The sequence below is a fragment of the Anaerospora hongkongensis genome (assembly GCF_004339805.1).
GTDB lineage: Bacteria > Bacillota > Negativicutes > Sporomusales > DSM-15969 > Anaerospora > Anaerospora hongkongensis.
The window spans coordinates 231,937-245,787 of the sequence record NZ_SLUI01000006.1; the positions used below are offsets into that span (position 1 = coordinate 231,937).

At 49.8% G+C, this 13,851-nt stretch carries 15 protein-coding genes; 14 read left to right on the plus strand and 1 reads right to left on the minus strand.

Translation table 11 applies throughout. The annotated features are described in order from the left end of the window. Positions 1-39: 39 nt before the first annotated feature. Genes EV210_RS10730 through EV210_RS10745 form a run of 4 tightly spaced genes read left to right on the plus strand, consistent with a single transcriptional unit; the run spans position 40 to position 4,173 of the window. On the plus strand, positions 40-585 hold the full coding sequence (locus EV210_RS10730) for a 4Fe-4S dicluster domain-containing protein (RefSeq protein ID WP_132079821.1): 546 nt from the start codon (positions 40-42) through the stop codon (positions 583-585). After that, positions 585-1,379 (plus strand): 4Fe-4S binding protein, encoded by a 795-nt coding sequence (locus tag EV210_RS10735; protein WP_132079823.1) that lies wholly within the window; start codon positions 585-587, stop codon positions 1,377-1,379. The genes EV210_RS10730 and EV210_RS10735 overlap by 1 nt, the downstream gene beginning before the upstream one ends. Further along, a complete protein-coding gene (locus EV210_RS10740) occupies positions 1,351-1,884 on the plus strand; it encodes a cytochrome c3 family protein (RefSeq protein WP_132079825.1) in 534 nt (177 codons plus the stop codon). The genes EV210_RS10735 and EV210_RS10740 overlap by 29 nt, the downstream gene beginning before the upstream one ends. Positions 1,885-1,911: 27 nt before the next feature. Further along, positions 1,912-4,173 carry a molybdopterin-dependent oxidoreductase gene (locus EV210_RS10745; protein ID WP_132079827.1) on the plus strand — a complete coding sequence of 754 codons (2,262 nt, stop codon included), beginning with the start codon at positions 1,912-1,914 and terminating at the stop codon, positions 4,171-4,173. Here the strand turns inward: EV210_RS10745 and EV210_RS10750 are convergent. Further along, positions 4,170-4,412, minus strand: coding sequence for a chaperone NapD (locus EV210_RS10750; RefSeq protein WP_165898869.1), 243 nt, complete (start codon positions 4,410-4,412; stop codon positions 4,170-4,172). The genes EV210_RS10745 and EV210_RS10750 overlap by 4 nt on opposite strands. A 163-nt stretch (positions 4,413-4,575) precedes the next feature. Between EV210_RS10750 and ccmA the strand changes: the two genes are divergently transcribed. The 10 genes from ccmA (at position 4,576) to EV210_RS10800 (ending at position 13,808) form a co-directional block, all read left to right on the plus strand. After that, positions 4,576-5,199, plus strand: coding sequence for a heme ABC exporter ATP-binding protein CcmA (gene ccmA / locus EV210_RS10755; protein WP_132079833.1), 624 nt, complete (start codon positions 4,576-4,578; stop codon positions 5,197-5,199). Further along, positions 5,171-5,848 carry a heme exporter protein CcmB gene (locus EV210_RS10760; RefSeq protein ID WP_132079836.1) on the plus strand — a complete coding sequence of 226 codons (678 nt, stop codon included), beginning with the start codon at positions 5,171-5,173 and terminating at the stop codon, positions 5,846-5,848. The genes ccmA and EV210_RS10760 overlap by 29 nt, the downstream gene beginning before the upstream one ends. A gap of 11 nt (positions 5,849-5,859) precedes the next feature. Further along, a complete protein-coding gene (locus EV210_RS10765) occupies positions 5,860-6,534 on the plus strand; it encodes a cytochrome c biogenesis protein (RefSeq protein WP_132079839.1) in 675 nt (224 codons plus the stop codon). Beyond that, entirely contained in the window at positions 6,535-6,912 is a 378-nt protein-coding gene (locus tag EV210_RS10770; protein WP_243650513.1) for a cytochrome c maturation protein CcmE domain-containing protein, read from the plus strand. Then, positions 6,909-9,092, plus strand: a complete 2,184-nt coding sequence (ccsA, locus tag EV210_RS10775) for a cytochrome c biogenesis protein CcsA (protein WP_132079842.1) — start codon at positions 6,909-6,911, stop codon at positions 9,090-9,092. The genes EV210_RS10770 and ccsA overlap by 4 nt, the downstream gene beginning before the upstream one ends. A gap of 61 nt (positions 9,093-9,153) precedes the next feature. Further along, on the plus strand, positions 9,154-9,681 hold the full coding sequence (gene ahbA / locus EV210_RS10780; RefSeq protein ID WP_132079845.1) for a siroheme decarboxylase subunit alpha: 528 nt from the start codon (positions 9,154-9,156) through the stop codon (positions 9,679-9,681). Continuing rightward, complete coding sequence (gene ahbB / locus EV210_RS10785; RefSeq protein WP_132079848.1) at positions 9,638-10,102, plus strand: siroheme decarboxylase subunit beta; 465 nt, start codon at positions 9,638-9,640, stop codon at positions 10,100-10,102. Before ahbA ends, ahbB begins: the two co-directional genes overlap by 44 nt. A gap of 81 nt (positions 10,103-10,183) precedes the next feature. After that, on the plus strand, positions 10,184-10,657 hold the full coding sequence (locus tag EV210_RS10790) for a cytochrome c3 family protein (protein ID WP_132079851.1): 474 nt from the start codon (positions 10,184-10,186) through the stop codon (positions 10,655-10,657). Next, complete coding sequence (locus tag EV210_RS10795) at positions 10,650-11,939, plus strand: ammonia-forming cytochrome c nitrite reductase subunit c552 (protein ID WP_132079854.1); 1,290 nt, start codon at positions 10,650-10,652, stop codon at positions 11,937-11,939. Before EV210_RS10790 ends, EV210_RS10795 begins: the two co-directional genes overlap by 8 nt. Positions 11,940-12,038: 99 nt before the next feature. Further along, positions 12,039-13,808, plus strand: a complete 1,770-nt coding sequence (locus EV210_RS10800) for an urease accessory protein UreH domain-containing protein (protein WP_132079857.1) — start codon at positions 12,039-12,041, stop codon at positions 13,806-13,808. Positions 13,809-13,851: the final 43 nt, after the last annotated feature.

Consider the following 13,851-nt stretch of genomic DNA (forward strand, 5'->3'; position numbering starts at 1 on the left):
TCGGTATGATGAGAGTGAGCCACAGATGGGAGGACTGTTATGGAAAGGAGAGCGAAGATTATTTTGTTTGTTGGTGGGTTACTGTCATTCGTATTAAGTGGCTTTAAGAATGATTTGTCAAAAGACACGCTCATTCGTCCGCCTGGAGCTCTAAGTGAACCCGAATTTCTAGCTGCCTGTCTCCGTTGTGGCAAGTGTGCGCAAAGATGTCCGCGCAGGGCAATTGAAATTGGCCGGGGAGAATTAGGGCTGGCAATTGGTACGCCGTATATAGTACCGAGAAAAGTTCCTTGTGATCTTTGTCTGGAGTGTGCTTCAGTCTGTTCAAGCGGTGCGCTTAGAAAGGTGGAAAAGCCCCAGGTTAAGATGGGAATAGCAAAAATCGATAAGGAGAGCTGCCTGGCCTGGAAAGGGGATGAATGCAAGCTATGCTACACCAGCTGCCCATTTTACCCTCAAGCTATTGAGCTTGAGGAGCATAAGCGGCCGATGGTTGACAGAACAATCTGTGTTGGCTGTGGCATCTGTGAATATGTCTGCATCCTCGACCCTCCGGCTATTTCCATTAAGGCGGGACGCTGCTGATGCAAATTATGAAGCTGCGAAAATGGATACAGATTGCTGCATTTGTTCTGATGCTAATCCCTGTATTATGGCCAATCAATCCAGTTTGGCTGGGAAGCTATATTTCAGCTCAGCTGGCGGGAGTCGCTCTTACCGATCCGCTTGCGGCGCTGGAGGTTAGCTTGGCAGCCAAACAAATAGGGTGGCCCCTGGCCTGGTCCGTTGTACCGCTGCTGCTTTCGGCCCTGCTTTTAGGGCGCATCTTTTGTGGCTGGATCTGTCCGCTTAATACCTTATTCGAACTGATCTACCTGATAAAATCTCCGCGCAACAGCATTGTTCCCAACGGATGGCTGCCTTATCGCTTGCTGGTGGTGCTGCTGTTTGTCGATTGGATAATGGGAGTACCGCTGTTTACTCTTTTGTCACCAGTCGGCATATTGAACAGAGGTGTGGCGTTCGGTGCAGGGATTGAGCTGGTAGTACTTTTGACAATAGTGGCAGCCGAGTGGTTTTACCGTAAAAAAATATGGTGCCGGATGATCTGTCCCGCCGGCGCTTTATACGGAATCGTGAGCAGGTGGCGCAAACTGCGGATTGCTGCGGGAACTGATGGCTGTGAGCAATGCCGTTGCTGCGCTGATGCCTGCACGATGAACGTAAAACCCGGTGGAACGGCCTTGCTTGATCAGATGGCTTGTACAAACTGCGGTGCCTGTATAGCAGCCTGCCCACGGAAAAAAATCAGTTTTTCCTGGAAGAAACGACAGAAAAGAGGGAGCAAATGTGAACATTTTGAAGATGCTGCAGGGTAAAGGGCAGCCAACTGGTCGTCATTTGCTGATGCTGGCTGGCATCACAGTAGTTTTGCTACTCACCACTACCTGGTCAGTTGCTTACACATCCCGTTCCGCATTTTGCGGTTCTTGTCATGAAATGAGTTCGATGTACCAATCGTGGCAGTTGTCTGCGCATAAAAATGTGGCCTGTTATGATTGTCATGCCGAGCCGGGTATTCAGGGGACTGTGAAAGCCAAGGCCAAGGGACTGAAAGAATTGTATTTGCATGTTGCTGGCGCTCAGGTTACCCCTAAAGCTGACGAGCGGAGCATCAATTGTTACAATTGTCACCAAGAAAAAGTGAAAATGAATACGGATAAAGCATTTACTGCTAAAGATCCACATACAGCCAAACATTTTAGCAACGGCATGACGTGTGTAACCTGTCATAGCGGCCTTGTTCACAATATACAAACGAACAATTCGATTCCCACACGTGATAGCTGTGAGAGCTGCCATTTGGACGCGATGCGAAAGTAGAAAAAATATTGCCGGAAGGTGAGTAGCATGATGGTTTCCCGACGGGATTTTTTGAAGGCCGTTGCAGTCAGCACCGCTTTGGCTGGTTCTGGCTGTTCGTTTGAAGCCGGCGGCAGAGGAACGCAGGGACCGGCTGTGTCTGAGGATGCCCAAAGGTGGGTCAAGGGGGTCTGCCGCTATTGCGGAACCGGCTGCGGTGTATTGGCAGGCGTTAGCAGGGGAAAGATTATTACAGTGAAAGGTGATCCTGAAAACCCGGTCAATAAAGGACGTCTATGTGTTAAAGGTATTTTGCTGCCTAAAATTATGGACACTAAAGACCGGCTGCTCTACCCGATGGTGAAAAAGAACGGTCAGTTCGTCAGAGTAAGCTGGGATGAAGCATTAGAGTTAGTTAGTGAAAAATTTCGGGAAATAATTGAACAATATGGTCCAGACGCAGTGGGGTATTATGGTTCGGGGCAGAATGTAGCCGAGGAAGCGTATATTGCTAACAAGCTGTTCAAAGGCTGTATTGGCACTAACAATATTGACGGCAACCCCCGCACTTGCATGGCCAGTGCAGTAGCCGGCTATGTTTCGACTTTTGGCAAGGATGAACCAATGGGCAGCTATGCTGATATTGAACAGGCAGACGTATTTTTTATTATCGGCTCCAACATGGCCGAGGCTCACCCTGTTCTGTACTCGCGGATTATTGACCGAAAAAACACGAATAAAGCGGTTAAAATTATTGTCGCTGATCCCCGGCGGACACGAACTGCCGATATAGCGGATGTTCTGCTGCAGTTCGTACCAGGAACGGATTTGGCACTGTTAAACAGCATGGCTTATGTCATTATCGAAGAGGATTTGGCCGACAAGGATTTTATCGGGAAACATACAAATTTCATGCATGGTGAAAAGAAACTGACTTTTGACGAATTCAAGACCTTTATTGTTGATTTCGAACCCGAGAAGGTAGCCGGACTTGTCGGTCTTCCAGCCGAGCAGATCCGGGAAGTGGCCCGCATGTTTGCCGCTAAGGGCTTAAATACCATGTCTCTATGGACAATGGGACTTAATCAGCGCATAAGAGGAACTTGGGCCAATAACCTGGTACATAATCTGCATTTATTGACAGGAAAAATATGCCGTCCGGGCAATACGCCGTTTTCCTTAACTGGTCAACCCAGTGCCTGCGGCAGTATTCGTGAGGTTGGGGCCTTATCACATTTGCTGCCGGCGCACCGGGTCGTCGGTAATACAAAACACCGGGAAGAGATGGCAGCAATTTGGGGTGTCGATCCCGCTAAAATAAGTGCTAAACCCGGCTACCATACGATTGAAATGTTCCGGGCGGCAGCGAGCGGGGCTTTAAAAGCATTGTGGGTCATCTGTACCAATCCCGGACAGTCTATTCCTAACTTAGCACTTTACCGGGAAGGCATGGAAAAGACTTTTCTGGTTGTTTCCGAGACGTATCATCCTACCCGAACCACGGAACTGGCTGACGTTATTTTGCCGGCAGCATTATGGATGGAGAAAGAAGGGGTATACGGAAATGGCGAGCGCCGTACGCAACACATTGCCAAGGCAGTAGAAGCGCCGGGAGAGGCCAAACCTGATGTGTGGGCGTTAATTGAGGTAGCCAAGCGGTTAGGGCACGGAGCGCTATTCCCTTATAAAAGCAATGATGAGATATGGGAAGAGTATCGACGATGCACCATTGGCACTAAAATGGATCTGGCCACCTATGACCGGTTAAAGAAGGAGCGCGGCGTTACCTGGCCTGTACCCATGCCTGACTCGGCCGAAACCGGCATTCGCTATGCAGCTCCCTATGATCCGTTTGTTCAAGAAGGGATTAATTTTTATGGTAAACCGGATGGGCGTGCTGTTATTTTTGCCAGGCCTCACGCCGATCCCCAGGAAATGCCGGATGAAGACTACCCGTTTTATTTGTCAACCGGCCGGGTTTTAGAGCATTGGCATACGACTACTATGACAATGAATGTGCCGGAACTGAAGCGGGCTATGCCCGAAATGTATGCCGAACTGAATTCAGACGATGCCGAGCATATGAATGTCAAAGACGGCGATATGGTTAAAATTACATCACGACGAGGCGAGTGTCGATTAAAGGCCAAAGTAAACGGCCGCGGACAACCGCGGCCGGGGATGGTATATGTGCCGTTTCATGATACGGAATTATCCCGGATGATTAATTTTGTTACAATTGATGCTTTTGATGATACTTCAAAGCAGCCCGAATACAAAATTTGTGCCGTAAATGTAACAAAAGCCTAGTCCGCAGTCTCGTCTGCAACGGTTATGTAAGAAGGAAAGACGCCTAGTACGCCGGAGATGGCTTCTACGGCATGTGCCACTTCACTGACGGCATTCAGCGAGGCTGCCTCTACCACAATAATAATTTCCTGCTTAGATGTAATGGAATTCACGGTGACACCACAAAGGCCCGATAGCTCCGTTGCGACTCGTTCTGTTGCATTTGCGGCTGGCTGAATAATCATACTTGCAATAGCCATTGACATCCCCCCGATACTATGCTCTCCATTTAGTATAGCGGGAGGGACAGCAACGCACAATAGCGCAAGATCTTAAGAAAGTATAACAATTCATGAGGCTGCTAGGTGGAAACGGTATGCGCGCCGAAAATGACTGCATACGGCTTTTTCAAGGAGGAGAGCAATGCAAGGAGTAATTGTGGAACTTAGTGATATTGCTAAAAGCTATGGTCAGCGGCGCTTGTTCAGTAATATTACCCGGCGGATCGGTCCGGGAGAATGCCTGGCAGTAACAGGGCCCAATGGTTCGGGTAAGTCGACTTTACTCAAGATTATCGCCGGCCTGGTCAGGCCAAATAGCGGCATGGTGAAGGTGTGGCGTAACGGCCAAGAATTGGTAAGTGAGCAGCGTTTGGCAAGTTGTGGCTTAGTTTCGCCGGAAATCATTTTATACCAAACGATGACCGGTTATGAAAATCTTGAATTCCTGACACGGGCTCGCGGCGCTACAATAAATGACGAATGGCTGGTAGCTTGTCTTGACAAGGTAGGGCTAGCCGGACGGCAGCAGGAATTGGTAAATACCTATTCAACCGGTATGCGGCAGCGGCTGAAATTTGCCCTGTTGGCGGCGCTGCAGCCCTCGATATGGCTGCTTGATGAACCGTCATCCAACCTCGATGCGTCCGGCCGGCAAATCATACAGTCTTTGATCGAAGAGGCTCTGGCGAAAACGGCAACCGTAATTATTGCTACCAATGAAGCGGAGGAGGCCGATCATGCCGGACAACAGCTTGCCTTGGTATAGGATGGTTTGGGCGGTAGTACGCAAAGATGCGGTCTGCGAATTACGCAGCCGTCACGCAATCAGCTCACTTGCCATGTTTGCCCTTATTACGCTGGCCAGTATCAGCCTGAGCTTAGCTGGTGCAGAGCTCAGTCCGGCATTGGCGGCAGCGCTGTTATGGATTATTCTTTTTTTCTGTGCTATGGCAGGTTTAGCTCGGGTATTTGTTCAGGAGCAGGAGACAGGAACGCTGTTTACGCTGCGCCTCTACGCGAATGGCCAGGCTGTGTTTTGGGGGAAAACGGCGTTTAATATCCTCCTCCTGGTAGCACTCACCATGTTGGTGCTTCCCTTATTTGTTATTTTGTTAAACTACACAATTGAGCTCTGGCTGGATCTTGGTGTTGTCCTTATTTTAGGCGACATCGGGATTGCTGCAGTAGCAACCTTGACGGCACTGATGGTCTGCCATGCCGGAGGCAAAGGCACCTTGTTTACCGTTATTACGTTTCCGCTGCTGCTGCCGCAATTCCTAATGGTGATTGCAGGTACTACCCGTATTCTGGGAGGCAGCGTACCGGGCATACAGGAACTGGTCTTCATGGCCGGTTATGATATTACAGTTTTAATTGCGGCATCAATTTTGTTTGATTATCTCTGGTGCGAGTAAGGGGGATTGTGATGGAACGCAGCAATGGTAGCAAATGGCTGATTGCCTGCTGGATGGCAGGGGTTATTTATGCCGTGTTTTATATCGTACCACCAGCCGAAGGATTAGGAAATTTGGTTCGGATCGCTTTTTTTCATATCCCGGTGGCTTGGGTATCGGTATTGGCATTCTTGTTGTCAGCAGTTTGGGCACTGCAGTATTTGCGCACCCGGCAGATGGAATATGACCGGAAAAGTAAGGCCGCAGTTTCACTTGGCTTTGGTTTTTGCATACTGGCAACGGTCAGCGGCGCAATTTTTGCGAAGTTAACCTGGGGGGCGTATTGGAACTGGGATCCCCGCCAGACGACGATTTTTATTTTGCTTTTACTCTATGGAGCTTATCTGGCTTTGCGTTCGGCAATTGAAGAGGAAGAGCAAAAAGCCCGCATTGCAGCGGTATATTCGCTTTGCTCATTTGTTACCGTTCCCTTTTTAGTGTTTATTGTACCACGTTATTATTTTTCCTTGCATCCGGCGCCGATCATCAACAGTGCTGCTAAAATTGACATGGATAGAATGATGCTGGCGGTGCTGCTGGCTGCTCTGGGTGCCTGCACGGCAATTTTTTGGCAGGCGCTGAACTACCAGGTTGATGACAGGCGCAGGCGAAAATCTGCGGAGCGTGGAGCCCGGAGGGAGGGATAGATGATGAAACGGCGTCACATGATGGGCTGGCTGATCGTATTGGCTTTTGTGGCCTTTAGTTTTACCGCTTTTCAATCCTCGCTTACACCGTATGTCAGTTTCGCCCAGGCCCAAAAAATGACGGGAACAGTTCAAGTGCGCGGGGTGCTGGCTGCTGACAAGATAGCGGTGCTGGAAAGCGGTAAGACCATGCAATTTCTATTACGGGATGAAGCCGGAGAAGAAGTGCCGGTAGTCTATCAAGGGGCAAAACCGGAAGGTCTGGAACAGGCTTCCAGTATTGTCGCTATCGGCAAATACCAAAGCGGTCGGTTTGTTGCCGAAAAGCTTTTGATCAAATGTCCGTCTAAATACCAGGGGAGCGTGAAGCCATCATGATAGGTTACGGAGCAATTTTTTTGGCCTTGGTAGTAACCGCAATCGCAATGTTTAGTTATCTGAACTCCCATATGGCATGTTCACTCCAGAAATCCGCCCAGGAGAAAGCCGGGAGCAGCGGCAATGGGTTACTCTATTACCGGCTGTCCGCTGTATGTATTGCAGTTGCGGCTTTGTATCTCTTGTATATTATTTTAACCAACAAATTTGAGTTTGCTTATGTGTTTGGCTATTCGTCCAGCAATCTCAGCTTGATTTATAAATTCTCCGCCTTTTGGGCAGGACAGGAAGGCTCTTTTCTCTTATGGGCGCTGTTTCATGCAAGCTTCGGCCTGTTGCTGGCACGGACAAATTCACCGTGCGCTATGGCGGTATATGCCGGGGTACAGCTGATGCTGCTGGCGGTTTTGCTGGCCAAAAATCCATTTATGATGCTGGCGGCGCCGCGACCGGATGGCTACGGCTTAAATCCGCTGCTGCAAGATCCCTGGATGATGATTCATCCGCCGGTGCTGTTTTTGGGATATGCAGGTCTGGCGGTGCCTTTTGCTTACGCTCTTGACGGTATCGTGACAGGAAACCATAAAGAGTGGGTGAACCGGGCGCTGCCCTGGACACTGTTTTCCTGGGCAGCTTTAGGAGCAGGCATTTTTATTGGCGGGTTTTGGGCTTATAAAGTTTTAGGCTGGGGCGGTTATTGGGCCTGGGACCCGGTGGAAAACTCCTCGTTTGTTCCCTGGTTGTCCTGTGGCGTATTGCTGCATCTCCTGCTGCTTGCCCGGGTCAGACTTGTTGCAGTTAAGCCGGCTAGCCTTGCCGCAATCTTTACGTTTGTGTTGGTCATGTATGGAACCTTCCTTACCCGCAGTGGAGTATTAAGTGATTTTTCCACTCACTCTTTTACCAACGAAGGAGTAGGAGGGTTATTGGCGAGTTTCGTCATGATCACGGCCGTTGTTGCTTTGAGTATCCTGATTGTTCGCTGGCCCAGGCTGCCGGAGGGAGAGTTGTATCCGGCGGTAAAAAGCCGGGAATTTTTCCTGGCGGCGGCGGCCATTTTATTCGCAGCATTAGGCGTTATCGTGCTTGTCGGTATGTCGACACCGCTGCTTACCATGCTGCTGGGCAATCCGCAGAATGTCAGCACTATTTTCTACAATACAACAACGCTGCCGCTGGCTGCGGCGTTGGCCGTTCTGATGGCTATTGGTTCACTGGTGGGGTGGGGGAAAGATGCTGCCCGCCTGACAAAGCAATATTGGTGGATGGGCGCATTAGCGCTTGGTTTTATAATAATTGCCGCGTTTTCCGGAATTCGTCAGCCTTTTGCTTTGTTGGCTGCAGGCGGTGCGGCGGCGGCAATCGCTGGCAGCCTGCTGGCGCTTAAGCTAAAGCGCATCAGAGCAAGTGCGGCAATTGCTCATGCCGGAACTGCGGTAGCGCTCATTGGGATCCTGTTTTCTTCGCTTAACAGCCAATCGATATATACCAGTTTTCAGACCGGAGAGAGCCAGCAGGTCTTAGGGACGAATTTTACTTATCTCGGTACAAGGACAGAAGCCGGAGGAATTTATCAGACCTTTCGCTTAGAAGGATATCCCAATACCGTCTTGGAGCCTTACACCAAGTTGAATAAAGACGGCAGACCGGCGGTCCATGAACCGGGAATTTACCGTGGGATAGCTGCCGACCTTTATGTGGCGCCATCTATGGAGCACGAAGAAAATCCCACTAAAGAAATAACCTTGCGTAAAGGGGAGGAAAAACAGGCGGACAGTCTGTCGATCAAGCTGATCCGGTATGGAATGGGCGGCAGCGGAGCCAGCGGCGACATTCGCGTATATGTTTTGCTGGAGGTTTCACAAAATGGCAGTATTACGGAAGCGAAGCCGGAGCTGATTTCCCGCAACGGGCAAATGCTGCCGCTGCCATTTAAGGTGTTTGACCGCTATGAATTGATCGTCGCTGCCGTAAACCTGGGAGCGGAAACAATCAGCATCGGTGTTAAGGACTTAGCTGCCCCGGCAGAGCAACCGCGGATCGATGTGGAAATTACCGAAAAGCCGTTGATTAATCTTGTCTGGCTGGGAACGGTCCTGGTATCGGTGGGAGTGGCTTGGGCCGGAGTTGGCCGCAGAAAGAAGCATACTGCCGGGCATATAGAGACTTCCGCGATGTAGGGAAATGGGCTTATTACTGCTCGGGTAACGATTATATGGCAGAGGAGACGTGGTGCAACTGATGGGTACTGAACTGTTAGAACTGGATGAGCTTGACCGCCGTATCCTGCATGCTCTGCAGTATGATTTCGCGATTGTGGCGAGGCCTTATCAGGCCATAGCCGCAAAGCTGGATATTACTGAAGAAGCAGTCTTGGAACGGGCAGCAGAGCTGAATGCCAAAGGCTTGATCAGGCGTCTTGGTGCAAGCATCAATAGCCGCCGGATTGGCTATTGCAGTATTTTGGTAGCTCTTAAGGTCGACGATGAATTTCTGACAGACGTGGCTGATGCGATTAATGGTTTTAGCGGGGTTACCCATAACTATTTGCGGGATGGTGAGTACAATATGTGGTTTACCGTCATTGCGCCTAATCAGGAGAGTTTAGATCGCACGCTTAACAGCATTGCTGACTTGGCTGGAGTGGAAGAAATTCTGCCGTTGCCCGCCAAACAGGTTTTCAAGGTGAGTGTCAAATTTCCCATACCGGCGGGGGTGAGTCAGTATGACCGGATTGGAACGCACAATCATCAGGGAATTGCAGAATGACTTGGCAATTACGGCCCAACCATATGCCGAGATAGCTAAACGGCTTAATATTAGTGAAGCTGAACTGCTGGCACAGATCAAAAAACTGCTCGGTCATGGAGTTATTCGCAAGATAGGAGCGGTTTTGCAACACCGCCGCATTGGTATATGTGCGAATGCATTATGTGTCTGGCAGGTTCCGGAAGACCGGGTGCAGGCGGTAGGCGAAATGTTTGCCGCCCTGCCCGTAGTTACCCATTGCTACGAACGTGTGACCCATGCGGGCTGGCCATACAATTTGTACACCATGGTTCATGCGATTGACCGGGAAGCGTGCCAGCGTCATATTACCACCATGAGTAATATGAGCGGCGTTGCTGCAGTTCGAATCTTTTACAGCACACAGGAATTGAAGAAAATCAGTATGCGTTATTTTGAATAATTCCTGAACTTTATCCGGGGTCGTTGTCCTACTGCCGGGACATTATTGTTATGCCCAAAAATAAGGAAAGGAGGGATATGGTTGGATACTGGTCAGTACGTAAACCATAACGCACTAAAGTTGATGCTGATTGGCTGCGCGGTTGCGGTGGCAGGCATGCTGTTTGCGGGCTTTGGATATGCCTATGCGGAAACTCCACGGTTCTGCGGGACTTGTCATTCCATGGAGCAAGCTTATAACACCTGGCATGCTTCCAATCACAAGCAGCTTGCCTGCAGCGAATGCCATCTGCCGAACGGCAATATAGCGGTCAAACTGGTTGCTAAAGCCCAGACCGGTATTAACGACGTATATCATGAAGTACTGAGGAATTATCCGGCAACAATCCAGGTAACAGCAACAGGAAAAGGCTATATAGCAGACAATTGCCTGCGCTGTCATCAGTCTACGGTTGAGAAAACCGGCATGGGAGCCGGCGGGCAGGATTGCACCAAATGTCATCGTAGCTTGGTACATGACAGGAACAAGAGCAAAGGAGGGATAAAGGTTGAATAAAACGCAGAAATCTTTAATTGCTTTGCTGGGTGTGCTGCTTATCTTCTTTGGTTTTGTTATTACCAGGATTGGTATTGTCAAACCCGCAACTACCGTCAAAGTTTCAAAAATTCCGGCAGGGGAGTATGATCCGGCGGTATGGGCGAAATTTTACCCGCTGCAGTATGACAGCTATATGAAAAATGCAAATATGTCGCCATCACCTACAGGCTACGGCGGCAGCAGCAAAGTGCAGAAAGCGGAGCAAATGCCCGAACTTACAGCAAATTTTAAAGGGATGCCTTTTAGCGTGGACTATACCGAGGATCGCGGTCATTTCTACGCTATGGAGGATATCCGGGAAACGAAACGGATTGGTCCTAAATCTATGGGAGCCTGTATAACCTGCAAAACCCCCTATCTCGAAAAATTTTATCAGGAATCGGGCTGGGGCTATGCCAAGCAGCCCTTGTCCCAGCTTATGGATCAAGTGCCGTCACACGGTTCTATCAGCTGCGCTAACTGTCATGATCCCGAAACGATGAATCTACGGGTCATCAATCCAGCTTTTAATGAAGCCATGCAGCGCAAAGGTATTGATGTGACGAAGGCTAGCCGTGAGGACATGCGAAGCTATGTTTGCGGACAATGCCATGCCGAGTACTATTTCGAGCCGAATACGTTCCGGGTGGTATTCCCCTGGGATAAAGGCATGAAAGCCGGCGACATGTATGACTATTATGCGGATATACCCAACGGCTTTACACAGGACTGGCAGCATCCCGACTCAAAAGCCGCAATGCTGAAGACGCAGCATCCTGATTTCGAGACCTGGTCGACTGGAACGCATGGGAAAGCCGGCGTAGCCTGTGCTGACTGCCATATGCCTTATATGCGCCAGGACGGACAGAAATACAGTTCCCACTGGATGACCAGTCCGCTCAAGAACCTTGATGCCGCTTGCGGTACTTGCCATACACAGGGAAGTGCCTGGCTGCTGGACCGGGTAAAAACTACCCAGGATTATACGTTTGAAGTACTGCACACTGCCGGTCAAAATGTGGCGAGGGCTCATGAAGTGATTAACAAGGCTGCTATGGCAGCCAATGTGGATCAGGCGGAATTGGCCAAAGCCCGGGAATTGCTGCGCAAAGCCCAATGGTACTGGGATTTTGTTGCTGCGGAAAACAGTATGGGCTTCCACAATCCGGATCAAAGCCTTAATACAGCTGCTCAGGCAAACGAACTGGCTCGTCAGGCTATTGACGCTGCTAACCGGGCTGCCGGCAGCGGGACATTGTAGTTGTAATTTATTGGCTAAGGCTAAAACGCCGGCTGGTGTAAGCAGCCGGCGTTTTAGCAAGGTAGTGAGCCTATATATTTGTAATATGGGGTGATTAATTTGGCCCTGCTGAGCGTGACCATCAAAATAAAAGATATGCATTGCCGCTCTTGTGAGCAAATTCTGGAAAGTACTGTCCGGCGTTTATCGGGTGTCCACAGTGTTAAGGCAATATGGCGGCATAATAGTCTGGAGGTTACGTATGATTCTGCAGTTTGCTCACTGCAGATGGTTCAAGATGCAGTAAGGCAGGCCGGGTATCGCGTCGGTGAACCGGAGCGAGGCAGGGCGCTGGGAATGGTCTTCCTTATTACGGCTGTTATTTGGCTTGGCAAGTACACGGTTGGCGCGGATATTGATACCATGCTGCAGCAGCCCATTTCTTTTTTTATGCTGTTTGTTATAGGGGCGTTTACCTCCTTGCACTGTATAGGTATGTGTGGCGGCATTATGGTATCACAGACTATCGGTAAAGGAAATTCGTCCGGACCGCCTTGGCAGGCAGCAGTGTTGTATAATTCCGGGCGATTGTTGTCGTATGGGTTGACAGGCGGTATTGTGGGAGCTTTGGGGTCCATATTTGCCATATCGCTGTCAGTTAAGGCGGGCATAACCATTTTTGCCGGCTGTTTTATGATGCTGATGGGCATAAATTTGCTTGGGTTTAAGCTGCCGGTGGTTCTGCCGACAGGGCTTCGGACGCTGATCTCGACGCGGGTAAAAGCACAGGGGCCTTTCGCGGTTGGCTTGTTAAATGGATTGCTGCCTTGTGGCCCACTGCAGACTATGCAGGTGTTCGCTCTCGGTTCAGGCAGTGCTGCTAGCGGGGCGGCGGCGATGCTGTTATTCGGACTCGGAACCATGCCGTTGATGCTGCCACTGGGGGTAGCGACTAGTTGGATGAGCAGCAGCTTTACCGGCAGAGTGTTAAAAGCCAGCGGGATAATGGTTATCATGCTTGGCGTGATTATGGCGAACCGCGGGCTGGCTATTGCCGGCATTCATCTGCCGGGCTTTGGCGTTTGGCAGACTAATGCAGTGGCACACGGTGCGCCGATTAAAGCGGAAATCAAGGATGGTACGCAAGTGGTCAGGATTGCTGCCAATGATAAGGGGTATGTACCTAATATCATAGTGGTACAAAAGGATCTTCCGGTTAAGTGGATTGTCGAGGGGCAGCAAATCAACTCCTGCAATAACGAAATTATTGTGCCGTCGTTACATATACAAACTAAGCTCAGCCAGGGAGAAAATAGTATTGAATTTACGCCCGGTGACGGCGATATCCGGTTCAGCTGCTGGATGGGCATGATTCAAGGATTAATCAAAGTAGTCGACAATCTCGAAACAACAGATATAAGTAAACTGGAGGCACTGCCGGCGGCAGGCGGCTGCTGCAGCGGGGGTACCTGCGGGATGGGGGCCGATAAGCGCCCAAGTATCTATGGCGATGATTTCAGCAAGGTACCGACTAATCGTCTGATTCATAAGGCGTCAATTGCCGGTGAGAAGCAAACAATTTCGATAAAAGGCAGCGGCTATGAGTTTGAACCGCTTGTTGCCGTTATCGCCATAGGAAAGCCGGTTAAATTTATCTTTGAACTGACTGACTTTGATTCGCCTGAGGGCAAGTTTGAAATTATAGAAGGTGTCAGTAAGAAGACGTTGATCAGTTTTCCCGGCAATAGAGGTACAACTGTTGTTCAGTTCACACCTGTGCAAAGTGGCAGCTACGGCATTGTCAAGAACGGAAATGTACTGGGGGTGATAGAAGTGGTAGAAGATGTAACGGCAGCCGACCTGGAAAATGTGCGGGTAAAATTATTTTGAAGGTAGATTGCTAGGCAGTTTCTCGACATTTCGAAGCAATTAT